This window comes from Pseudomonas sp. SHLD1, assembly GCF_028640935.1.
Lineage (GTDB): Bacteria > Pseudomonadota > Gammaproteobacteria > Pseudomonadales > Pseudomonadaceae > Chryseomonas > Chryseomonas aestiva.
Genome location: NZ_JAQZAD010000006.1, coordinates 155,259 through 177,729 on the forward strand (window position 1 = coordinate 155,259; position 22,471 = coordinate 177,729).

Sequence of the window (22,471 nt, forward strand, 5' to 3'; positions counted from 1 at the left end):
TAGGTGCCACGAGAGAACCATGAACGGACAACAGGAAAACGCCCGCCTCTGGTCGGCCCGCGGGCTGGGCGGCGTCGAGCTGCTGCACGCCCGCTATCGCCGCCAGCGCTTCGCGCCCCATGTGCACGAAGGCTATGTGTTCACCGTGATCGAGCGCGGTGCCCAGCGCTTTAGCCACCGCGGCGCCGAGCACCTGGCGGCGGCCGGCAGCATGGTGCTGATCAACCCGGACGAGTTGCACACCGGCGCCACGGCAGTCGAGGAAGGCTGGCAGTACCGCGGCTTCTATCCGACGCTGGCGCAGCTGGCGCCGGTCTTCGCCGAGCTGGGACGCCCGCTGGGCGCTACCCCGGCCTTCGCCACCAGCGTGCTGCACGATCCCCAGGTGAGTGCAGCGTTCAGCCATCTGCATCGGTTGGCCGACCATGGCGCCGAGGCGCTGGAGCAGCAGACCGCCTGGCGCGAGGCGCTGCTCCTACTGTTCGGACGCCATGCCCGGCTGGGCAGCCCGGCAGAACCGGGTCGCGAACCCCTGGCGGTACAGCGCGCCCGCGAATTGCTCGGCCAGCGGTTGCAGCAACCGCCCAGCCTCGAAGAACTGGCCAAGGCGGTGGGGCTGTCGCCCTTTCATTTCCTGCGGGTGTTTCGCCGGGCGACGGGCCTGCCGCCCCATGCCTGGCTCAAGCAGCAGCGCCTGACCCGCGCCCAGGGGCTGTTGCGCACCGGCTGGGCACCGCTGGAGGTAGCCCTGCAACTGGGCTTCGCCGACCAGAGCCATCTCACCCGCCAGTTCAAGCAGGCCTACGGGGTGGCACCGGGCGCCTATCGCCGCGCCTGGCAGGGCTAGTCGGGCACCGACGAACGGTCCTGGCGGCGGAAGCGGCATGCCAGAGCCCGGCAAGCGGCACGCTGAACCGCGACGCTGGAGCGCTGGAGAAACTTTTCGCGGTCGTCCCGGGCCTAGTCAGGAAGAGCGCCGGACCCGCCGGCCGCTCTCCACTGCCCCTTTGGAGTTACCGGTATGACACTCGAAGAACGCATCCGCCAGCGCGCCTATGAAATCTGGGAACGCGAAGGTCGTCCCCATGGCCAGGATTTCGAGCACTGGTTTCAGGCCAACCGCGAACTGGAAGACCAGCCCGATGACAACCTGACCCAGGTCGGCGGCATCCAGAGCAGCGTCGCCCCACCGGCACCCAAGCCGCGCAGCCGGTCGCGCAAGAAGGCGACCGCAGGCGACGCCTGAGGCCAGGCGCGTTTATTTGCGGATCATGTCGGCCGCCCGCTGGGTGGCCTCCGAGGTGCGGGTGGCCAGCTTGCGCACCTCGTCCGCCACCACGGCGAAGCCACGGCCCGCTTCACCGGCACGGGCGGCCTCGATGGCCGCGTTGAGCGCCAGCAGGTTGGTCTGGGCGGCGATGCCCTGGATGGAGCCGACGATCTCGGTCACCTTCTGCAGGTTCTCTTCCATGGTGCGGTGCTGGTCTTCCTGGCTGCCGCGCAGGGATTCCTGCTCGTGCAGGGCATGGACGTCGGCCAGCGCGCCCACCACCCGCAGCGGGGTGCCATCGGCGGTGCGCCGGGTCTGGCCGCGGGCGCGGAACCAGCGCACCTCGTTGTTCTTCAGTACCAGCCGATAGGTGATGTCGAAGCCGGTGCGGCCGCTGCGATCATTGATGTGCGAACCGAAGGCCTCCAGGACCCGGTCGCGGTCTTCCGGGTACAGGCGCGACGCCCAGCTGTCCAGCACATCGGGGAATTCCTGGAGGGTCTCGTAGCCGAGCAGGCGACGGAATTGCGGCGACCACCAGAAGGGATTCTTGGGGTTGAGCGGATCGCCGGCGATCACCTCCATGTCCCAGAGGCCGTCGTTGAGCATCTCCCGCGCCAGTTCGAAACGGGTCAGGGTGACGTCCAGCTCCTGATCGCGCAGGCGCTGGTCATGGATGTCGCGCAGGGAGCCGGCCACCCGCAGCGGCACGCCGCGCTCGTCGCGCTGGGTCGCGCCGGTGGCGCGCATCCAGCGGTATTCGCCGGATTTCAGGGCGATGCGGTACTGGACATCGAAGGGCGTCTGGCCAGTGCGATCCTTCATGTGGGCGGCAAAGGCGTCCAGCACCCAGGCGCTGTCCTCGGGATGCAGGCGCTTGGCCCAACTGCCCAGCTGGCTGGGAAAATCGTTTTCGTCGCGGAAACCGAGCAGGGCGCGGAACTGATCCGACCACCAGAAGGCATTGCGCGGATTGACCGGATCGCCGGCCACCACCTCCATGTCCCAGAGACCTTCGCTGGAGCCCTGGCTGACCATCTCGAAGCGGGTTCCCAGGCGCCTGGCCAGCGCCTCGCTCTCGGCGACCCGGGCGGTCAGCGCGGCATTGTCCTGATTCAGGATCTGCACCTGCTGCTGCAGCTCATGCTGCTGCAGCAGCAGCGCCTGCAGCCCCTTGGCCAGTCGTGCCAGGGTGGGATTGCCTTGGAAGCCACCACTCTCGGCCAGGGGCGTGGCGGTCTCGGTCGCCGCGGCCAGAACGTCCAGTGCGCGCATGATCGAGTAGTGCTTGAGCAAGGCCATGATCGAATCCTCAGAGGGAGCAGCCGCGGCAAGGGCTGCACGCGATCCGAGTCACTGTATCGGCCTTGCCGCTTCGCTCTTGAGTCCATTCCAGAGCCTTTTTTTCCATTGCGGACGCCGCGTTGCCCGGCTAGCGCCAGTCGTCCAGCAACCAGACCTCGGGATGATCGTAATGGGCTTCGCCGCGGTGCAGGGTGATGCCCAGGATCTCGCTGCGAAAGCCTTCCGCCAGCAGCCACCGGTAGGCACCCAGGCGGGCGGTGTTGACGCCGGCCAGCAGTCGCTGCTGGCCGTGGTCCCGAGCCAGGCCGTCGCAGGCGGCGATCAGCCGGGCGAAGCGCGCCTCCGCTCCCGCACCGGGCAGGACCGCCGCGCACTTCACATAGCAGACCCCGGTGCCCGCCTCGCTGTGGGGCCCGAAATGGCAAACGGCGAACCCCTCCGCCCGACCCTGCGTGTCCTCCAGCAGCAGACTCTCGCCGAGCCCCTGCGCGCGCACCGCGGCCATTTCGGCGGAGACATCCAGCCCCGGCGCATTGGCCCGGCCCACTTCGGCGCAGGCCGCCAGCAGTCGGTCGGGCTCGGTCGAGAGGGAAAAGCGCAGCGCCGACGGCGCCGCCTGCGTTTGCAGCGGACGCGCCATTACCGCGGTCAGGGTACGCGGCCAGAAGCCGAAGCCCTGGTAGAGCCCCAAGTGACGCGGACTGTCGGGAAAGGTGAAGAGTCCGGCATGCACCAGCTGCCAGGCATCGAGCTGCTCGACCGCGGCGCCCATCAGCGCCTTGGCCACCTTGGCGTCCCAGTAGTCCGGATGCACCGCCAGCGGGCCGAGGATGCCGTGGCGCCCCCAGCGAGTGACGCATACGGCGCCGACCAGCCGCTCGCCGTCGAGGGCCTTAAACCAGGCGGTGTAGGGCGCGGCGAAGCGGCTGCGCACATAGTCGCGGTCGTTCCAGAATTCGCCCGGTTCGGCGGCGCCCATCCAGGTGGCGAACGCCAGGCGCACCACCTCGGTGGTGGCCGGCAGGTCGGCGGCGACGAGGGGTTCGACACGAAGATTGGGGCTGGACATGGGGCGGCTCCTTGGCTGTAGGCCTTGGACCCGCCCGGCCGGGGCTTTGCGCCCGGGCGGCAATCGCCGGTTACAGCAGCAGCACCGCGGCCCAGCCGAACAGCAGCATCGGCAGGCTGAAGTGCAGGAAGGACGGCACCACGGTGTCCCAGATATGGCTGTGCTGGCCGTCCACGTTGAGGCCCGAGGTGGGGCCCAGGGTGGAATCCGAGGCTGGCGAACCCGAGTCGCCCAGCGCCCCGGCGGTGCCGATCAGGCAGACGATGGCCAGCGGCGAAAAGCCCAGGTGCAGGCACAGCGGCCCCAGGATGGCGGCGAGGATGGGCACGCTGGAAAAGGACGAGCCGATGCCCAGGGTCACCAGCATGCCCAGCAACAGGAGCAGCAGCGCACCCAGGGCGCGGTTGTCACCGATCAGGCCGGCAGCGGTGGCGGCCAGGTCCTTGATCTGGCCGGTGGCGGTCAGCACCTCGGCGAAGCCGCCGGCGGTGAGCATGATGAAGCCGATCACCGCCATCATCTTCGCGCCCTCGCTGAACAGGTCGTCCGCCTCGCGCCAGCGCACCACGCCGGTGGCGGTAAAGACCACGAAGCCGACCAGGGCACCGAGGATCATGGAGTCCAGCCAGAGCTGCACGCCAAAGGCGGCGATCACGGCGACCAGCGCCACCAGCAGGGTGCGGCCGTTGTAGGGGCGGTCGGCCCGCTCGGTGCGCGCCACCAGACTCAGGTCGTACCGCCGCGGCCGGCGATAGCTGACGAAAACCGCCAGCAGCAGGCCGACCACCATGCCCAGGGCCGGCAGCAGCATGGCGCGACTCGGGTCCACGCCGCTGACGTCAACGCCGGCGCGGGCCACGCTGGCCAGGAGGATGTCGTGCAGATAGAGACTGCCGAAGCCCACCGGCAGGAACATGTAGGGGGCGATCAGGCCAAAGGTCATGACGCAGGACAGCCGCCGGCGATCCAGCTCCAGGCGTGTCAGCACATAGAGCAGCGGCGGCACCAGCAGCGGGATGAAGGCGATGTGGATGGGCAGGATGTTCTGCGAGGCGATGGACACCGCCAGCAGCAGACCGAGCAGCGCCCAGCGCAGCGAGCGTCCGCCCTGGCTGGCCTGCCGCTCCATCAGCCCCAGGGCCCGATCGGCCAGCATGTGCGCCAGACCCGACTGGCTGATGGCCACGGCGAAGGCGCCCAGCAGCGCATAGGAGAGCGCCACCTTGGCGCCATTGCCCAGGCCGGCATTGAAGGCCAGCAGGGTGCCTTCCAGACCCAGGCCGCCGACCAGGCCACCGGCCACCGCCCCGGCGATCATCGCCACCACCACATGCACCCGGGCCAGACTCAGCATCAGCATGAGTCCTACCGCCACCACCACCGCATTCATCGCCGACTCCGCACCACCAAAAGGGCGCGCACTCTGCCGCAGCCCGGCGTGGGCGTCAAAGGCCGGGGATGGATGGTGGGGCGTCCCGCTTATCCCCAGCGGCCGGGTCGGGCCGCGCGTGGAACCCGCCCGGTGGGCGCTGCCGGTCGCGGTCGAGGGACAGCCGCCAGTCGTTCCGCAGCCGAGCGTCCCGGCGCGCAGGAACGGCTCATACCCGCGCCAGCGCTCTGGAATGAACCTTTCAGCGCCCGGGAGCGTCTGACGCGGACGCTTTCACGGTCATGCCAAGGATGAAAGGCCCATGCAAGACGCCATCGACATGTTGATTACCGCCTTCAGTCCACACTCCTGCCTGGCGGTCCCGCGGCGCGCCGATCGCACCCTGCTGTTCACCGTCACCGACACGGCCCGCGCGGTCACGGTCACCAAGGCCATTCCGCTGTGCAGCCTGGAATGCACGGCCACCCTGGCCACCGTGATCAAGGACCTGCAGCGCGACCTCGACCGGGCGCTCGGCAGCCTGAGTCCGGCAAGCCTCGCCGACCTGCGCCAGCGTGGTCCGCGGGTGCAGCGGTTCGAGAGTTGAGGGGAGCTTGCCGGAAGGAGTGAGCGTTGGCTGCGCCCTCACCCCAGCCCTCTCCCAGGGGGAGAGGGAACGATACGGAATGAGGTGGGCCTTGTCGCAGGGTGGATGACGGCTTTGCCTCACCCACCCCTGGTCGTGCCGCTCAGCGCCGGCTGGTGCGGGTGCTGACGTCGACCCAGACCGCCAGGACCAGGATGCTGCCCTTGACGATCATCTGCCAGTAGCTGTCCACATCGAGCATGGACATGCCGTTGTCCAGGCTGGCGATCACCAGGGCGCCGAGCAGCGCGCCGTAGACGGTGCCCGAGCCGCCGCGCATCGAGGTGCCGCCGATGAAGCAGGCGGCGATGGCGTCCAGTTCGCCCATGGTGCCGGCCGACGGCGAGCCGGCGGCCAGGCGGGCGGTGTTGACCAGACCGGCCAGGGCGCACATCACGCCCATCAGGCCGAAGATGCCGAGCTTGATCGCCTGGACATTGATGCCCGATAGCCGCGTAGCTTCCAGGTTGCTGCCCACCGCATAGATGCGCCGGCCGAATACCGTCTGGCTGGTGATGTAGCTGAACACCCCGAGCAACACCAGCAGGATCAGCACCGGCACTGGGATGCCGTCGTAGCGGTTGAGGGTCTGGATGAAGGCCGCCAGCACCACGCCGATCACCGCCACCCGCAGCACGTCGCGCCACAGCGGCGCCAGGGCGAGGCCGAGGGTCTTGCGCTTGCTGCGCTGGCGCCAGGTGAGCACCACGGCCACGGCGAACAGCAGCACGCCCAGGGCGCTGCCCACCACCGGCGGCAGGTAGCCCTGACCAAGGTAGACCAGCTCCGGCGACACCGGGGCGACGGTGACGCCGCCGGTGAGACCGAGCAGCACACCGCGAAAGGCCAGCATGCCGCCGAGGCCGACGATAAAGGACGGTATTCCCCGATAGGCACTGAGGTAGCCGTTGATCAGGCCGATCAGCAGACCGCCGGCGGCCACCGCCAGCAGGGTGATCGGCAGGGGCACGTGGTAGGTGACGTCGAGTATCGCCGCCACCCCGCCGAGCAGGCCGAGTTGCGAGCCCACCGAGAGGTCGATCTCGCCGGCGATGATCACCAGCACCATGCCGCAGGCGAGGATGCCGGTGATGGACATCTGCCGCAGCAGGTTGGAGAGGTTGCGCGGGGTAACGAAGCCGCCTTCGGTCTGCCAGCTGAAGAACAGCCAGATCAGGGCCACGGCGATCAGCAGGGCGAGCATCTTGTAACGGGTGAACAGCTGTTTCACGGCGTGCATCAGAAGTGCTCCCGGGCTTGGGCGACCGCCCGTTCGGTGGTGCCCAGGGCCGCGGCCAGTACCCGCTCCTGGGTCAGATTCTCATTGGGGAAATCGCCGCGCAGCCGGCCTTCGCCGAGCACCAGCACCCGGTCGGAGACGCCGAGCACCTCGGCCAGCTCCGAGGAGACCATGACGATGGCCACGCCCTCCGCCGCGAGCAGGCCGATCAGCCGGTAGATCTCGAACTTGGCGCCGACGTCGACGCCGCGGGTGGGCTCGTCGAGGATCAGCACCCTGGGCCGCGCCAGCAGCATCTTGGCGAGTACCGCCTTCTGCTGGTTGCCGCCGGAGAGGCCGGTAATGGGCAGGAAGGGGCTGCTGGTCTTGAGTTGCAGCCGGGCGATCTCGGTGTCGATGCAGGACAGTTCCGCCTCGCTGTCGATGCGACTCAGGTGGGCGAATCTGTCCAGTACCGTGAGGGTAATGTTCGAGCCCACGCCCAGGTCGGGAATGATGCCCTGGCGCTTGCGATCCTCCGGTACCAGGCAGAGGCCGGCGCGGATGGATTTCAGTGGGGTGCGGGTGTCGATGCGCTGGCCATTGAGCCAGACCTCGCCCTCGTAGCGGCCGTCGTAGGCACCGAAGATGGCCGAGACCAGCTCGGTGCGCCCGGCGCCCACCAGCCCGGCGATGCCGAGGATCTCGCCGGCGCGCACGGCGAAGGAGACGTCGTCGACGCGCTTGCGCTGGGGATTGTCGACGTCCAGGCAGGTGAAGTGACGCGCCTCGAAGATCACCTCGCCGATCTGGTGGGGGATCTGTGGATAGAGGTTGGTCATGGCGCGGCCGACCATCTGGGTGATGATGCGGTCGATGTCCATCTCGGCCATGGGCGTGGTGGCGATGTGCTTGCCGTCGCGGATCACCGTGATGGTGTCGCAGATGGCCGCCACCTCGTCGAGCTTGTGCGAGATGTAGACGCAGGCCACGCCCTGGGCCTTGAGGTCGCGGATGATGTCCAGCAGCACGGCGATCTCGGAGGTGGTGAGCGCCGAGGTCGGTTCGTCGAGGATCAGCAGCCGGGCGTTCTTGTTCAGCGCCTTGGCGATCTCCACCAGTTGCTGCAGGCCGCCACCGTACTGGGACACCGGCAGGGCCACGTTCATGTCCGGCACCTTGAGCCGGCGCATCAGCTCGGCCGAGCGCTGCAGCATGGTGGGATAGTCCAGCCGCCCGCCGAAGCGGCGCGGTTCGTGGCCCATGAAGATGTTCTCGGCCACGGACAGATCGGGCACCAGGGTCAGTTCCTGGTGGATGATGACGATGCCGGCCGCCTCGGATTCGGCGATGGACTGGGCCTCCAGGGGCCGCCCGTCCCAGCGGATCTCGCCTTCCCAGGTGCCGTGGGGATAGACCGCCGAGAGGACCTTCATCAGGGTGGACTTGCCGGCGCCGTTCTCGCCGCAGAGCCCTACGCATTCGCCCGGACGCACCTTGAGATCGATGCCGTCCAGCGCCCGCACCCCGCCAAAGCTCTTGGCGATGCCGTGCATTTCCAGCAGATAGTCGGCCATGGCCGCTCCTTGCCCAGGGGCCGCCGGACGCCAGGCGTCAGACGGCCAGCCGGTGGCCAGTGGTTATTTGCCGTCGATCTGGGCCTGGGTGTAGAAGCCGTCCTTGACCAGCAGGTCGACGTTGGCCTTGGTCAGCTCGGTGGGGGTGAGCAGCAGGGTGTCGACCTTCTTGGTGCCGTTGTCGTAGCTGGAGTTGAAGGCCGGCTTCTCGTTGCGCACCAGTTGCACCGACAGCTTGGCCGCCTCGGAGGCGATCAGCTTGAGCGGCTTGTAGACGGTCATGGTCTGGGTCCCGGCGATCACCCGCTTGATGGCGGCGAGGTCGGCGTCCTGACCGGACACGGCGACCTTGCCGGCCAGCTTCTGCGCGGCCAGGGCCTGGATGGCGCCGCCGGCGGTGGCGTCGTTGGAGGCGACGATGCCGTCGATCTTGTTGTCGTTGGCAGTCAGGGCGTTCTCGACGATGGCCAGGGCCTCGGTCGGGTTCCATTCCTTGACCCACTGCTGGCCGACGACCTTGACGTCGCCCTTGTCGATGGCCGGCTGCAGGACCTTCATCTGGCCCTGGCGGAGGATCTTGGCGTTGTTGTCGGTGGGCGCGCCGCCGAGCAGGAAGAAGTTGCCCTTGGGCTGGGCCTTGAGCACGCCACCGGCCTGCATCTCGCCGACCTTCTCGTTATCGAAGGAGATGTAGGCGTCGATGTCGGCGTTGAGGATCAGGCGGTCATAGGAGATCACCTTGACCCCGGCCTTCTTGGCCTCGGCCACCACGTTGTTCAGCACCGTGGCGTTGAAGGGCACGATGACGATGGCGTCCACGCCGCGGGAGATCAGGTTCTCGATCTGCGACAGCTGGCGCTGCTCGTTGGCGTCGGCGGATTGCACATAGACCTTGGCGCCGAGTTGCTCGGCGGCGGCGACGAAGTAGTCGCGGTCACGGGCCCAGCGCTCCAGGCGCAGGTCGTCGATGGAGAAACCGATCTTGGGATGCTGGGCGTCGGCCTGGGCGAAACCGGTGGTGCACAGGGCGAGCAGACCGGCGAGCAGGGTCGTCTTGAAATTCATGGTGGCGTCCTTGGTTATTGTTGTTGTGGAGCGAGAGAACGGATTTGAGTGTAACGATTCAGCGCGCTTGCACAAGCGGGTCAGGCAGGCTTTTCTGCCGACCCGCTCGCGATCGCTAGCGGTACAGGTAACGGTTGACCACGCCTTCGAGCAGCTCCTGGCGACCGCTCACCGGCTGGGGCGCCAGACCCTGGCTGAAGGTGTGCTCGGCCAGTTGTTCCAGGCTCAGCTGGCCACCGAGGATGCGCTGACCGAGGGTCTGGTCCCAGCCGGCATAGCGCTCGGCCTTGAACTTGCCCAGGGGGTCGTCCTGCAGGAGCGCCGCGGCGCGCTCCAACGACAGCGCCAGGGTGTCCATGGCCGCCACGTGGCCGTGGAACAGGTCGACGTCGTCCAGGCTCTGGCGCCGCACCTTGGCGTCGAAATTGAAGCCGCCTCGGGTGAAGCCGCCGCCCTTGAGGATCTCGTAGATCGCCAGGGTCATTTCCTCGACACTGTTGGGGAACTGGTCGGTATCCCAGCCGTTCTGCGGATCGCCGCGGTTGGCGTCGATGCTGCCGAACACGCCGAGGGCCACGGCGCTGGCGATCTCGTGCTGGAAGCTGTGCCCGGCGAGGGTCGCGTGGTTGGCCTCGATGTTGACCTTGATCTCCTTTTCCAGCCCGAACTGCTGCAGGAAGCCGAAGACGGTGGCCACGTCATAGTCGTACTGGTGCTTGGTGGGCTCCTGGGGCTTGGGCTCGATCAGCAGATCGCCCTGGAAGCCGATGCGGTGCTTGTGCTCCACCACCATCCGCATGAAGCGGCCGAGTTGCTCGCGCTCGCGCGCAAGGTCGGTGTTGAGCAGGGTCTCGTAGCCTTCGCGGCCGCCCCACAGCACATAGTTCTCGCCGCCCAGGCGGTGGGTGGCGTTCATCGCCGTGCAGACCTGGGTGGCGGCGCAGGCGAAGACTTCCGGATCGGGGTTGCTGGCGGCGCCGGCGGCATACCGCGGGTGGCTGAAGCAGTTGGCGGTACCCCACAGGAGCTTGAGGCCGGACTCGCTCTGGTGGCGTTCCAGATCGTCCACCAGGCGCGCGAAGTTCTCGCGGTACTCGGCGAAACTGGCGCCTTCGGGGGCGACGTCGGTGTCGTGGAAGCAGTAGTAGTCCACGCCCAGCTTGCTGAAGAATTCGAAGGCGGCGGCCGCCTTGGCGCGGGCCTGCTCCAGGGGCGAACCCGCCGCCTGCCAGGGCCGCTGGAAGGTACCCTGGCCGAAGACATCGCTACCCGGCCAGACGAAGGTGTGCCAGTAGCAGACCGCCATGCGCAGGTGCTCGCGCATGGGCTTGCCCATGACCAGGCGGTCGGCTTCATAGTGGCGGAAGGCAAGCGGGGACGTGCTGTCGGGGCCGGCATAGCGGACCTTCTCGACATTGGGGAAATAAGCCATGGCGTTGTCCTTGTTCTTATCTGTCGCACCCGATACGGCGTACCGGTTTGCGTCGATGGTAGCGCCGCCACCCGGACTGCCTATTGTGAAAATCACCAGAGGCGGGTGCGATTTTGCCGCTTGAGCAGCGCACGCGCCGGTCGTAGTCTGGAGCCCCGCCCGCGCCTCCTGCCGGAACCCCGCCATGCCCAGCCAGCCGCCCGTCCACCGTGTCGCCCTGCTGTTCAACGGCAGCAAGATTTACGACAGAGGCATCCTGGCCGGCATCGGCAACTACCTGAGCGGCACCCGGGCGCGCTGGGATCTGTTCCTGGAAGAGGATTTCCTCTGTCGGCTCAAGGGCATCGAGCGCTGGCAGGGCGACGGCATCATCGCCGACTTCGACGACCCGGCGGTGAGTGCCGCCCTGGCGCACAGCGCGCTACCGGTGGTGGCCGTCGGTGGTTCCTACGCGGCCCCTGGCGACTACCCGCCCGGCATCCCCTATGTGGCCACCGACAATGCCGCCCTGGTGCGACTGGCCTATGACCACCTGATCGAAGCCGGCCTGACCCGCTTCGCCTGCTTCAGCCTGCCCGCCGCCGACACCAATCGCTGGGCCGGCGAGCGCGAGGCGGCCTTTGCCACCCTGCTCCGCCGCGACGGCTTGCCGGTAGAGATCTATCGCGGCCTGGAGACCAGCGCGCCGCTGTGGGATACCGCGGTGGAACAGTTGATCGCCTGGCTGGAAGCCCTGCCCAAGCCGGTGGGCATCCTGGCCGTCACCGACGCCCGGGCGCGGCAACTCCTGCAGGCCTGTTTCACCGCCGGCATCCCGGTGCCGGAACAGGTGGCGCTGGTGGGCATCGACAACGATCCGCTGGCGCGCACCCTGACCCGCGTACCCCTGACCTCGGTGATCCAGGGGACCGAGGCCATCGGCCGCGAGGCGGCGCGTCTGCTGCACCAGCGCCTGCACGGTGTCGAACTGGGGGCGCCCCGGGTGCTGATCCCGCCGGAGGGCATCAACGTCCAGGCCTCCAGTCGCCACCAGCCGGTGCGGCATCCCCAGGTGATGCGCGCCCTGCACTTCATCCGCCAGTACGCCTGCCAAGGCATCAAGACCGACCAGGTGGCCAGCTATGTCGGTATCTCCCGCTCGGCCCTGGAGGCGTCCTTTCGCCGCGAACTGGGGCGCAGCGTCCATGACGAGATTCTCGGCTTCAAGCTGGCCGCCGCAGCCGTGGCGCTGCAGGAAGAAGCCCCAAGCCTGGCGGAAGTCGCCCGGCGCTGTGGCTTCACCTCGGCGCAGTACCTGCACGCGGTATTCCGCCGCGAGTTCGGCTGCACCCCGCGCCAGTACCAGCAGCAACCCCGCGCCCTGGCGAGCGCCCATGAAAAAGCCCGTCCGGAGACGGGCTTTTCGACAGTTCCTGCGGCTTATTTGCCGACGGTCTGACCCAGGAACCAGGCACGTTCTTCGGCCTGGTCGATCCACTCTTCCAGCAGGCTGGTGGTGGACACGTCATTGGCGTCGTCGGTCAGGGTGTGGGTGGTGCGCATGTAGGCGGCCAGCGACTGGTTGTCGTCGTGCAGTTCGGTCAGCATCTGGTCCGCCGACAGGTCGGTGGCATCGCTGCTGGCCAGGCGCTTGAGTTGCACCATCTGCTCCAGGGAGCGCACGGTGGGCTGGCCGATCTTGCGGGCGCGCTCGGCGATCAGGTCGGTAATGCCGTACAGCTGGGTGGCTTGTTCTTCCAGCAGCAGGTGGTAGTCACGAAAGTGCGAGCCCTTCATGTGCCAGTGGTAGTTCTTGGTCTTGATGTACAGCGCGAAGACATCGGACAGCAGCACGGCCAGGGCTTCGCCTACGGCCTGCTGGTTCTGCAGGGTGGCGTCCTCGCCCTGATGGGCCTTTTGCTTGACGCTGGAAACGGTCTTGAGTTCTTGCTTGGCATTGGCTACGGCCATGAGAGATCTCCTGTCAGGACGTGAAGAGAAAGAGGGTTCGCTTGAAGGAGCGCGAACAACAACGTCTGCAGAAATCGACCGCACCGGGCGAAAAATCGTTCATCGAATTTGCATATCGCCACCATGGGCAAGACGAATGGTTGCTGCCAGTGCGACTGCGTTTCATTGCCCGCTCCAGAGCCTGCCCCTGCGATGGCCGCTGCGCTTGTAGCTAGATGTGTAGGTAAAACCGTTTGTCAGCTTTGCCGCTAAACCACGGCGGTGCGAGAACTGCCGCTCGCTTGTCCCGGTCACCTTAAAGGCAAGGCACACGAACGGTCGCCGACAGCTCTCCGCCGGCCATTACCAGGTTCTGCAAACAGGTAGACGAGTATGACAAACCCCCTCGATACGGCTCAGGGAAGCACCTTGCAGGCCAAGGACGGCACCTCGGCAGAGGCCCATCTGCACGACCTCAAGGAGGTCGCCAAGGACACGGTGCAAGACGCCAAGCAAGAAGGCGCTGCCCACTTCGAACACTATCGGGACACCGCTGCCGACCAGCTCGGTGCCATTGCCCAAGGCGCCCAGGCGGCCGCTGACGAACTGGAAGACAAGGACACCCTGGGCCTCGCTCACTACGTCAGCGACATGGCGCAGAGCCTGACCGGCCTGGCCGAGGATCTGCGCGGCAAGAGCGCCGAGCAGCTATTGCATCAGGCCGGCACCCTGGCACGGGAGAATCCGGCGCTGTTCCTCACCGGCAGCATCGCCATCGGCTTCGGCCTGTCGCGCTTTCTCAAGGCCTCCAGCCAGCCGGACACCAGTAGCAGCCCGGGTGTCAGCGGCTCGAACGAGATGCCCTCGCTGACCACTCCCTCGGTCGCCGCGGAAAACGAACTGGTGGAGCCGGCGGCCGGAGCCGACGTCATCCATACCAACAACATTCCCAAGGGTACTGGCATCCATACGCCGACCACCACCGGCAGCGGTGACCCCATCGGCGGTGCAGCGATCAACCCGGCGCATACCGACAGCAGCCTGAACACCGGCATCTCGTCCAGCCATCTGGACCGTCCCACCCTGAGCGGAGACAAGCAGCCATGATCAACGAGAATCCCACTCCGCGTCCCGCCGAGGGCGATACCTCGGTCGTCGGCCTGGTCAAGCAGCTGGTTCACGAGGTACCGGCGCTGTTCACCAAGGAACTGGCGCTGGCCAAGGCCGAACTGGGCGAGTCGCTGCGCACCACCAAGGCCGGTGTGGCCGGGGTCGCGGCCGGCGCCATCGTGCTGCTGGCCGGCTTCATCGTGCTGCTCATGGGCATCGTCTATTTCCTCTCCCAGTACCTCACCCCCTGGGCCGCCGCGCTGCTGGTGGGCGCCGTGGTCATGGTGATCGGCTTCATCATGCTGCAGTCGGGCAAGAAGCAGTTCGAGCCGTCCCACTTCACCCCTGATCGCACCGTCAACAGCCTGCAGAAGGACAAGGACGCCGTACGGAGAGCCGCACAATGAGCATCACCGATCAGATCGATCAGGAATCCCGCAAGAATCCCGACGAGCTCGAGCGCGAGATCGACCAGAAGCGCGAGCGTATCGAAGACCTGGTAGGGGCCCTGGAAAGCCAACTGTCGCCTGGCCAGCTGTTCGACCAGGCGCTGTCCTACACCAAGGGCCATGGCGGTGAGTTCGCCCATAACCTGGGCAACACCCTCAAGGCCAATCCGGTTCCGGCGGTGCTGACCTCCGTAGGCCTGCTGTGGCTGGCGCTGGGGCAGAATCGCACACCGGCGCCGGCCACCACGGGCACCCCGCTCAAGGACAAGCTGTCCGGTGCGCTGGACTCGGTCGCCAACAGCGCGGGCCATACCCGCGATTCCCTGAATCGTGGCAGTCACGATGTCCGCGACAAGGTGACCGGCCTGGGCGAGAGCGTATCGGCCAAGGCCTCCCAGACCGGGGAGCGGCTGAGCGATACCGCTGCGCAGGCAAAGGACACCCTGGCTGACCAGGCGCAACAGCTCAAGGGCACCTTCGAGACCCTGCTGCGCGACCAGCCACTGGTGGTCGGTGCGCTGGGCATAGCCCTCGGTGCCCTGCTGGGCGCTTCCCTGCCACGCACCGAGACCGAGGACCGCGCCCTGGGCAGGCACAGTGACAAGCTGACCGCCAAGGCCAAGCAGGCCGCGAGCAGTGGCTACGAGCAGGTCAAGGCGGCAGGACAGGATGTGGCGAAGGAGACGCGTCAGGCCACCCAGGCCAACGACAGCCAGCCGGCAGGTGCGGGGACTGCGCCCAGAAACCTGGGCAATGATCCCGATGCCGGGGTCGAATCCATGGCAGGCTCGCCGAGGGCGGGCACCGGCAGCACCCTTGGGGCCACCCAGGCGACAGCGGGCATGAATGTCGGCCGCACCGCGGCCAGCGGCAATACCCCTGGAGCGGTAGGCGACGAGAGTGGCATGGCCACCCCACCGCGCAGCATCTGACCGGCAGGATGGCCGGGGTCAGCAAGTGACCTCGGTAGCAAAAGCAAGGGCGCACCGGTCCGAACCGGTGCGCCCTTGTCGTTTGATGCCTGTCTCAGTAACCCGGATCCGGGTTTTCCTTGGGCTGTTCGGGTCGCTTGCTGTCCTGCGGACGCTGCTCTTCACCGCCCTGATTGAGTTCCTTGTGGGTCTCGCCGACCTTGCCGGCGTTTTCCGGCTTGTGGTCGAGATCGTCGCGCTTGGCCATGATGCTCACCTCTTGTGGCTGAGTACGTTAGGCAACGGGACGGGGCCAGGGTGCCCCGCCGGCGTCGGCTAGGCCCATCTAGAAAAGTCGCCAAGCGAAGGTCAGGCAAGGCAAAAATCAGCAAGGAAGCGGAGTCTACGAGTGGTAAATGAGCATTCCGAGCTGATTTTTAACGCAGCATGGCCGAGCGCGGGCAGTTTTCGAATGCGCCTACCGCAGGGGCGGCGCCATGAATTCCGGCCCCACCGGGTCCTTGACGTGCTCGGCGAGAAGGGCGTCGATGGCCGCCAGGTCCTCGGCGGACAGCCGCCAGCCGAAGGCCTCGTCCAGTCCCTGCAGCTGCTCGGGCTTGCGCGCGCCCCACAGGGCGATGGTCGGCCCCTGATCTAGGATCCAGCGCACCGCCAGGGCCAGCACCGACTTGCCATGGCGCTCGCGGGCAAAGGCGGTCAGGGCCTCCACCGCGGCCAGGTACTGGGCGAAGCGCGGGGCCTGGAACTTGGGATCGCCCTGGCGCAGGTCGTCGCCGTCGAAGCGCGTCTGCGCATTCATGCGCCCGGACAACAGGCCGCGGCAGAGCGCACCATAGGCCAGCACCACCAAGCCATGGCGCTGGGCATAGGGCAGCACATCAGCCTCGATGGTGCGCTCGAAGAGGTTGTAGGGCGGCTGCACCGTAGAAGGGTTGGCGAACTGGCGGAAGGCCTCCAGTTGCTCGGGCGAATAATTGCTCACGCCGATGGCGAGGATCTTGCCCTCCTGCCGCAGGCGCTCCAGTTCGCGCGCGGTTTCCTCGTGGGGCACCTGGGGATCGGGCCAGTGCACCTGGTAGAGATCGATGCGATCGGTGCGCAGACGCCGCAGGGAATCCTCCACCTCCTGACGGATGCGCGCGGCGCTGGCGTTGCGGCGCACCTCTTCATTCGGCCACTCCAGGGCCACCTTGGTGGCGATCACCGCCTGGTCGCGGATGCCTTCCAGGGCCTTGCCGACGATTTCCTCGGAACGACCGAAGCCGTACACCGGCGCGGTGTCGATCAGGTTGATGCCGCCTTGTACGGCGCCACGGATGGTCTCGATGGAGCGGGCTTCGTCGGTACCGCCCCACATCCAGCCACCGATGGCCCAGGTGCCGAGGGCGATGCGGGAAACGGGGGTATCGATACCCGGGATACGTAGGGTTTCAGTCATGGAAAGCTCCAGGCGAAAGACGCCAGTCGGAAGGATCAACCTTGTGAGGCTAATTCAAAAGGCGTTGAATAGGGCTCAACGAACGCTTGACCCCTAGAGCGTGTTCAAAGGCTCGCGAGCTGGAGACAAACAAGGCATCTTCAACGCCGTTTGGCCGACGCGCAGCATTTTTGAACAGGCTCTTATTCGCGCGAGGACCGTGCATGCCCACCCTGAATCGCGGTGAACTGGCCGATCTCAACGTCTTTGTCGCCCTGGTCCGGCGGCGCAGCTTTCGCCAGGCCGCCATCGAACTGGGCGTCACCACCTCGGCGCTGAGCCATGCCCTGCGCCAGCTGGAGACCCGGCTGGGGGTCAAGCTGCTCAATCGCACCAGCCGCTCGGTGGTGCCGACCCTGGCCGGCGCAGCCCTGGCGGAAAAGCTCGAACAGGGCTTCGCTCTCATCGGCGAGGCCCTGGGCGAGCTGGACCAGCACCGCGACGCCCCGGTCGGGCGCCTGCGCCTGAGCGTGCCGCGCGATGCGGCGCGGCTGCTGGTGACCCCGACCCTGCCCCGCCTGCTGGCGGCCTATCCACAGTTGCAGCTGGACATCAGCGTCGAGGATCGCCCGGTGGACATCGTCGCCGACGGCCTCGATGCCGGCATCCGCTATGGCGACACCGTGCCCCAGGACATGGTCGCCCTGCCGCTCACCGACGAGTTGCGCTGGATCGTGGTGGGCGCCCCCGCCTACCTCGACCGTCACGGTCGACCGCAGCAGCCGGAGGAGCTTGCCGAGCATCGCTGCGTGCGCCTGCGCCTGGGCAGCGGCGCCCTCTATCGCTGGGAACTGGGCAGCGGCGCCACCACCCGAACGATCGACGTGCCCGGCCCGCTCACGGTCAACGAGACCGAGACCTCGATCCAGGCCGCCCTCGACGGCCTGGCCCTGGCCTATTGCCTGGAATGGCGGGTGGCCGACGAACTGCGCGACGGTCGCCTGGAGCAGGTGCTGCCGGACTGGGCCTCGCCCGGCGCGCCGCTGTGCATCTACTACCCGAGTCGGCGCCAGCCACCACCCGGCCTGCGCCAGCTGATCGAGGCCCTGCGCCAGACCTGGACCGGTCGCCACCCCTGAGGGCGCGAACCAACCGCCACGCCCGGGGGTCCCCTGACCACGCCATGATCGCCTGACCGAGGAGGCCCTCTTGCCCGCAGCCAACGCCGCCGCATCCGACCTGCCGCTGCCCGTGGAGCGCGAACTCAGCCCCCGGGCGCTGCTCACCGGGGCGCTGCTGGGCATCCTGCTGACCCCGGCCAATGTCTATGCCGGCCTCAAGATCGGCTGGTCGTTCAACATGTCGATCATCGCCCTGCTGGTGAGCTACGGCCTCTGGCACCGCCTGGGTCGCCGCCTGCAGCAACCGGGCTGGACGCTGCACGAGAGCAACATCAACCAGACCGTGGCCTCGGCGGCGGCCAGCATCGTCTCCGGCGGCCTGGTCGCGCCCATTCCGGCCTACACCCTGCTCACCGGCCAGGAATTGCCGACCCTGCCCCTGATGGGCTGGGTGTTCGCGGTGAGCTTTCTCGGCATCTGGGTGGCCTGGTATCTGCGCCCCCTGCTGCTGGCCGATGCCAGCCTGAAATTCCCCGAGGGCCTGGCCACCCTGGAAGCCCTGCGCCAGGTCTATGCCAGCGGCGCCGAAGCCCTGAGCCGCTTGCGGGTGCTGCTGGGCGCCCTGGCGCTGTCGGCGGCGGTCAAGCTGGTGGACAGCTTCGCCTGGACGCTGCCGCGAGTCGCGCCCTCGCCGGCCCTGGAACGCCTGACCTTCAGCTTCGATCCCTCGCTGCTGCTGCTCGGCTTTGGCGGCATCATCGGCCTGAGGGTCGGGCTGTCGCTGCTGCTCGGCACCCTGCTGGCCTGGGGCGGTGTCGCGCCCTGGCTGCTGGACAGCGGTGTCGCCGCGCTGCCGGCCGGCGCCAGCGGCCCGCAATACGCCTTCCTGGTGCAATGGCTGCTCTGGCCCGGGGTGAGCCTGATGGTCAGCGCCACCCTGGCTTCGCTGGCCGTGCGGCTGATCACCCTGCCCCGCGCCGAACGTCGTCGCCAGGGCTGGCGGCGGCCGCGCGCCTGGCCGCTGGCGCTGCTGCTGGGGGCGGCCCTGCTGGTGGTGGTGCTGCAGGTGCGGCTGTTCGGCATCGATCCCTGGCTGGCCCTGCTGGCCCTGCCCCTGGCGCTGTTTCTCGCTGCCATGGCCGCGCGGGTGGTCGGTGCCACCGGCATTCCTCCCATCGGCGCCATCGGCCAGCTGTCGCAGCTGACCTTCGGCCTGGCCGCCCCTGGGCAGGTCAACATCAACCTCATGGGTGCCAACACCGCCGGCGGCGCGGCGGGCCAGAGCACCGACCTGATGAACGACTTCAAGGTCGGCCAGGCCATCGGCGCCACCCCGGCCAAGCAGGTGGTCGCCCAGTGCCTGGGCATCGCCCTGGGCGCGGTGACCGGGGTGCTCACCTACCGGCTGCTGATTCCCGATCCCCAGGCGCTGCTGCTCAGCGCCGCCTGGCCGGCGCCGGCGGTGGCCCAGTGGAAGGCGGTGGCGGAGACCCTGACCCAGGGCCTGGGCGCCCTCGATGGCGCCATGCGCCTGGGTATCGTCCTGGGCGCCCTGGCCGGCTTGCTGCTGGGCCTGGCCGAAGCCCTGCTGCCCGCCCGCCGCGCGCACTGGCTGCCCAGCTCGGCAGCCCTGGGGCTGGCCTTCATCCTGCCGGCCTCGGTAGCCCTGATGATGACCCTGGGCGCCCTGCTCACCGCCCTGGTGCGCTGGCGGGCGCCGGGCCTGGCCGAGCGCTTCGCCCTGGCCGCCGCGGCGGGGCTCATCGCCGGGGAAAGTCTGGCCGGCGTCGGGGCGGCGTTCTGGCAAATGCTCGCCGCCTGAACTGCGACAACGTGTCAACTGGACAATAATTTCCAGACGTAATGTCGCGAACCTTTCAATAACCTTTCAAACCCATGAAATTCGGGGGTTCCGGTCCGATTCAGCTTGCCAGCGCGCTTTTGCAACACATAAGGTTACAAATAGCGCGACCCACCCGCGAGAGGTCTGGGCGCCCTGCGCGAGCTGTCTCCATAACAAACCCAATCCGAGCTAGCAGTCATGGCCACCACCTCGAAAGCCAAATCCGTCTTCCGCGTCGTCAGCGGAAACTTCCTCGAAATGTACGATTTCATGGTCTATGGCTTCTATGCCACGGCCATCGCCAAGACGTTCTTTCCCGGCGACAACGAACTCGCCTCCCTGATGCTGTCGCTGGCCACCTTCGGTGCCGGCTTCCTGATGCGCCCCCTGGGGGCGATCTTCCTCGGCGCCTACATCGACCGCCACGGCCGTCGCCACGGCCTGATCGTCACCCTGGCGCTGATGGCCCTGGGCACCCTGCTGATCGCCGTGGTGCCGGGCTATGCCACCCTGGGCGTCGCCGCACCGCTGCTGGTGCTGCTCGGCCGCCTGCTGCAGGGCTTCTCCGCCGGCGTCGAACTGGGCGGCGTGTCCGTCTACCTGTCGGAAATCGCCACCCCCGGCCGCAAGGGCTTCTTCGTCTCCTGGCAGTCCGCCAGCCAGCAGGTCGCAGTGGTCTTCGCCGGCGTGCTGGGCGCCCTGCTGAACCACTGGCTATCGCCCGCAGAGATGGGTGAGTGGGGCTGGCGCATTCCCTTCCTGATCGGCTGCCTGATCGTGCCCTTCCTGTTCATCATCCGGCGTTCCCTGGAAGAGAGCCCCGAGTTCGAGGCGCGCAAGCATCGGCCGACCTTCGGCGAGACCATGACTTCCATCGGCCAGAACTTCGGCGTGGTGCTGGCGGGCGTGGCCATGGTCTCCATGACCACCGCCTCCTTCTACCTGATCACCGCCTACACCCCGACCTTCGGCCGTCACGAGTTGCACCTGACCGATCTGGACAGCCTGATCGTCACCGCCTGCGTGGGCATCTCCAACTTCATCTGGCTGCCGGTGATGGGCGCCCTGAGCGATCGCGTCGGCCGTCGTCCGCTGCTGATCTTCGCCACCGTGCTGGCCATCCTCACCGCCTACCCGGCGATGATCTGGCTGACCCACGCCCCGGGCTTCTCGCGCCTGCTGATGGTCGAGCTGTGGCTGTCCTTCCTCTATGGCACCTACAACGGTGGCATGGTGGTGGCCCTGACCGAGGTGATGCCGGCCCATGTGCGCACCACCGGCTTCTCCCTGGCCTACAGCCTGGCCACCGCGACCTTTGGCGGCTTCACCCCGATGGTCTGCACCTGGCTGATCCAGGAGACCGGCAACAAGGCCGCCCCCGGCATGTGGCTGACCCTGGCCGCCGTGCTCGGCCTGGTCGCGACCCTGACCTTGTTCAAGGGCAACGCCCAGCCGCGCTTCAAGACCGTCACCGCCTGACAGGCCTGTCGCAGAGCGGCAGGCCCTGCCGCTCTCGCGCCCACCCAGGTCGCTCCGTGCATCGAACTGTCATGACCTTTTGCTATGGTCTAGACCAGATGACCGCATGCCGCGGTCACCGTGCCGGAGCCCGCCGATGCCCACCCTTCCCCGCCTTCTCGCCGGCCTGGCCGGCGGTCTGCTCAGCCTCACCGCTGCCGCCACCGAGCTGACCCACTGGCCGGCCGATGCCGCCCGCCAGCTCGACGCCCTGATCGCCGCCAATGCCAACCAGGGCAACTACGCGGTGTTCGACATGGACAACACCAGCTATCGCTACGACCTGGAAGAGGCCCTGCTGCCCTTCCTGGAGATGAAGGGCGTGCTGACCCGCGACACCCTGGATCCCTCGCTCAAGCTGATCCCCTTCAAGGACGTCGGCGGCCACAAGGAGAGCCTCAACAGCTACTACTACCGGCTGTGCGAGGTCGACGACCTGGTCTGCTACCCCTGGGTCGCCCAGGTGTTTTCCGGCTTCACCCTCAAGCAGCTCAAGGGCTACGTCGACGAGCTGATGGCCTACGGCAAGCCGATCCCCGCCACCTACTACGGCAAGGACGACACCGTCGAGACGGTGGAGATCAACCCGCCCAAGCCCTTCACCGGCCAGCAGGAGCTCTATCACAAGCTGATGGAGAACGGCATCGAGGTCTATGTGATCAGCGCCGCCCACGAGGAGCTGGTGCGCATGGTGGCCGCCGATCCGCGCTACGGCTATGGCGTGAAGCCGGAAAACGTCATTGGCGTCAGCACCCTGCTCAAGGACCCGGCCACCGGTGCCCTGACCACCGCCCGCAAGCAGATCGCCGAAGGCAAGTACGATCCCCAGGCCAACCTGAAGCTGCAGGTCACGCCCTATCTCTGGACCCCGGCCACCTGGTTCGCCGGCAAGTACGCGGCCATCCTCACCTACATAGATCCCTGGAAGAAACCCATCCTGGTCGGCGGCGACACCCCGGTCAGCGACGGCCCCATGCTGTTCCAGGGCGTGGACGCCGCCAAGAACGGCATCCACCTGTGGATCGACCGCAAGTCCAAGTACCGCACCCAGATCGAGGCGATGATGAAGAGCAACGCCGAGGGTCAGGCCAAGGCCGGTGTGGCGGTGAACGCGGACCAGCACTGGGTGATCGTCAAACCCGAAGACATCCAGTAGGCCCGCGGCGATCGGGCGGGCTAGACTGGAGACTCCTTCTGCCC

21 protein-coding genes are annotated in these 22,471 nt (G+C 67.5%); 11 read left to right on the forward strand and 10 right to left on the reverse strand.

From position 1 onward, the window contains the following. Nucleotides 1–19: 19 nt before the first annotated feature. A complete protein-coding gene (locus tag PVZ77_RS00730) occupies nucleotides 20–847 on the forward strand; it encodes an AraC family transcriptional regulator (RefSeq protein ID WP_273805701.1) in 828 nt (275 codons plus the stop codon). Nucleotides 848–1,021: 174 nt separating this feature from the next. After that, a complete protein-coding gene (locus tag PVZ77_RS00735) occupies nucleotides 1,022–1,246 on the forward strand; it encodes a DUF2934 domain-containing protein (protein ID WP_007159825.1) in 225 nt (74 codons plus the stop codon). A 12-nt stretch (nucleotides 1,247–1,258) separates the two neighbouring features. Here PVZ77_RS00735 and PVZ77_RS00740 read toward each other — a convergent pair whose 3' ends face one another. From PVZ77_RS00740 to PVZ77_RS00750, 3 genes are all read right to left on the reverse strand, one after another. Next, nucleotides 1,259–2,572, reverse strand: coding sequence for a methyl-accepting chemotaxis protein (locus tag PVZ77_RS00740; protein ID WP_273805700.1), 1,314 nt, complete (start codon nucleotides 2,570–2,572; stop codon nucleotides 1,259–1,261). Between the two features lie 130 nt (nucleotides 2,573–2,702). Next, nucleotides 2,703–3,644, reverse strand: a complete 942-nt coding sequence (locus tag PVZ77_RS00745) for a GNAT family N-acetyltransferase (RefSeq protein WP_273805699.1) — start codon at nucleotides 3,642–3,644, stop codon at nucleotides 2,703–2,705. A 70-nt stretch (nucleotides 3,645–3,714) separates the two neighbouring features. Further along, on the reverse strand, nucleotides 3,715–5,034 hold the full coding sequence (locus PVZ77_RS00750; RefSeq protein WP_273805698.1) for a Na+/H+ antiporter family protein: 1,320 nt from the start codon (nucleotides 5,032–5,034) through the stop codon (nucleotides 3,715–3,717). Between the two features lie 301 nt (nucleotides 5,035–5,335). Here PVZ77_RS00750 and PVZ77_RS00755 point away from each other — a divergent pair, with 301 nt between their 5' ends. Next, nucleotides 5,336–5,620, forward strand: coding sequence for a hypothetical protein (locus tag PVZ77_RS00755; protein WP_273805697.1), 285 nt, complete (start codon nucleotides 5,336–5,338; stop codon nucleotides 5,618–5,620). Between the two features lie 142 nt (nucleotides 5,621–5,762). Here PVZ77_RS00755 and PVZ77_RS00760 read toward each other — a convergent pair whose 3' ends face one another. The 4 genes from PVZ77_RS00760 to xylA all read right to left on the reverse strand — a co-directional run bounded on the left by PVZ77_RS00760 (nucleotide 5,763) and on the right by xylA (nucleotide 10,952). Then, complete coding sequence (locus tag PVZ77_RS00760; RefSeq protein WP_273805696.1) at nucleotides 5,763–6,899, reverse strand: sugar ABC transporter permease; 1,137 nt, start codon at nucleotides 6,897–6,899, stop codon at nucleotides 5,763–5,765. After that, complete coding sequence (xylG, locus tag PVZ77_RS00765) at nucleotides 6,899–8,455, reverse strand: D-xylose ABC transporter ATP-binding protein (protein ID WP_273805695.1); 1,557 nt, start codon at nucleotides 8,453–8,455, stop codon at nucleotides 6,899–6,901. Before xylG ends, PVZ77_RS00760 begins: the two co-directional genes overlap by 1 nt. A gap of 63 nt (nucleotides 8,456–8,518) precedes the next feature. Next, nucleotides 8,519–9,520 carry a D-xylose ABC transporter substrate-binding protein gene (gene xylF / locus PVZ77_RS00770; RefSeq protein WP_064306857.1) on the reverse strand — a complete coding sequence of 334 codons (1,002 nt, stop codon included), beginning with the start codon at nucleotides 9,518–9,520 and terminating at the stop codon, nucleotides 8,519–8,521. A 115-nt stretch (nucleotides 9,521–9,635) separates the two neighbouring features. Continuing rightward, nucleotides 9,636–10,952 carry a xylose isomerase gene (gene xylA / locus PVZ77_RS00775; protein WP_273805694.1) on the reverse strand — a complete coding sequence of 439 codons (1,317 nt, stop codon included), beginning with the start codon at nucleotides 10,950–10,952 and terminating at the stop codon, nucleotides 9,636–9,638. Between the two features lie 184 nt (nucleotides 10,953–11,136). Between xylA and PVZ77_RS00780 the strand changes: the two genes are divergently transcribed. Further along, nucleotides 11,137–12,390, forward strand: coding sequence for a XylR family transcriptional regulator (locus tag PVZ77_RS00780; RefSeq protein WP_273805693.1), 1,254 nt, complete (start codon nucleotides 11,137–11,139; stop codon nucleotides 12,388–12,390). On the opposite strand, the gene PVZ77_RS00785 is transcribed toward PVZ77_RS00780, so the two are convergent. Then, nucleotides 12,372–12,902 (reverse strand): Dps family protein, encoded by a 531-nt coding sequence (locus tag PVZ77_RS00785; protein WP_017639603.1) that lies wholly within the window; start codon nucleotides 12,900–12,902, stop codon nucleotides 12,372–12,374. The two genes, PVZ77_RS00780 and PVZ77_RS00785, sit on opposite strands and share 19 nt — an antisense overlap. A 372-nt stretch (nucleotides 12,903–13,274) precedes the next feature. Here PVZ77_RS00785 and PVZ77_RS00790 point away from each other — a divergent pair, with 372 nt between their 5' ends. The 3 genes from PVZ77_RS00790 to PVZ77_RS00800 are packed head-to-tail and all read left to right on the forward strand — an operon-like array spanning nucleotide 13,275 to nucleotide 15,372. Then, nucleotides 13,275–13,988, forward strand: a complete 714-nt coding sequence (locus PVZ77_RS00790; RefSeq protein WP_273805692.1) for a hypothetical protein — start codon at nucleotides 13,275–13,277, stop codon at nucleotides 13,986–13,988. Then, nucleotides 13,985–14,398, forward strand: a complete 414-nt coding sequence (locus PVZ77_RS00795; protein WP_158890583.1) for a phage holin family protein — start codon at nucleotides 13,985–13,987, stop codon at nucleotides 14,396–14,398. Before PVZ77_RS00790 ends, PVZ77_RS00795 begins: the two co-directional genes overlap by 4 nt. Further along, entirely contained in the window at nucleotides 14,395–15,372 is a 978-nt protein-coding gene (locus PVZ77_RS00800; protein ID WP_273805691.1) for a DUF3618 domain-containing protein, read from the forward strand. The genes PVZ77_RS00795 and PVZ77_RS00800 overlap by 4 nt, the downstream gene beginning before the upstream one ends. Before the next feature lie 94 nt (nucleotides 15,373–15,466). Here the strand turns inward: PVZ77_RS00800 and PVZ77_RS00805 are convergent, their stop codons facing one another. Beyond that, nucleotides 15,467–15,619, reverse strand: coding sequence for a hypothetical protein (locus PVZ77_RS00805; protein WP_169742412.1), 153 nt, complete (start codon nucleotides 15,617–15,619; stop codon nucleotides 15,467–15,469). Between the two features lie 210 nt (nucleotides 15,620–15,829). Beyond that, nucleotides 15,830–16,810 carry an aldo/keto reductase gene (locus tag PVZ77_RS00810; RefSeq protein ID WP_273805690.1) on the reverse strand — a complete coding sequence of 327 codons (981 nt, stop codon included), beginning with the start codon at nucleotides 16,808–16,810 and terminating at the stop codon, nucleotides 15,830–15,832. 203 nt (nucleotides 16,811–17,013) lie between these two features. Here PVZ77_RS00810 and PVZ77_RS00815 point away from each other — a divergent pair, with 203 nt between their 5' ends. The 4 genes from PVZ77_RS00815 to PVZ77_RS00830 all read left to right on the forward strand — a co-directional run bounded on the left by PVZ77_RS00815 (nucleotide 17,014) and on the right by PVZ77_RS00830 (nucleotide 22,427). Next, nucleotides 17,014–17,928 (forward strand): LysR family transcriptional regulator, encoded by a 915-nt coding sequence (locus PVZ77_RS00815; protein WP_273805689.1) that lies wholly within the window; start codon nucleotides 17,014–17,016, stop codon nucleotides 17,926–17,928. 70 nt (nucleotides 17,929–17,998) lie between these two features. Then, nucleotides 17,999–19,732, forward strand: a complete 1,734-nt coding sequence (locus PVZ77_RS00820; RefSeq protein ID WP_273805688.1) for an OPT/YSL family transporter — start codon at nucleotides 17,999–18,001, stop codon at nucleotides 19,730–19,732. A 219-nt stretch (nucleotides 19,733–19,951) separates the two neighbouring features. Beyond that, nucleotides 19,952–21,232: an MFS transporter gene (locus PVZ77_RS00825; RefSeq protein ID WP_133862022.1), complete on the forward strand. Its 1,281-nt coding sequence runs from the start codon at nucleotides 19,952–19,954 to the stop codon at nucleotides 21,230–21,232. Nucleotides 21,233–21,368: 136 nt separating this feature from the next. Next, a complete protein-coding gene (locus PVZ77_RS00830; protein ID WP_273805687.1) occupies nucleotides 21,369–22,427 on the forward strand; it encodes a haloacid dehalogenase-like hydrolase in 1,059 nt (352 codons plus the stop codon). The last annotated feature ends 44 nt before the right edge of the window (nucleotides 22,428–22,471 follow it).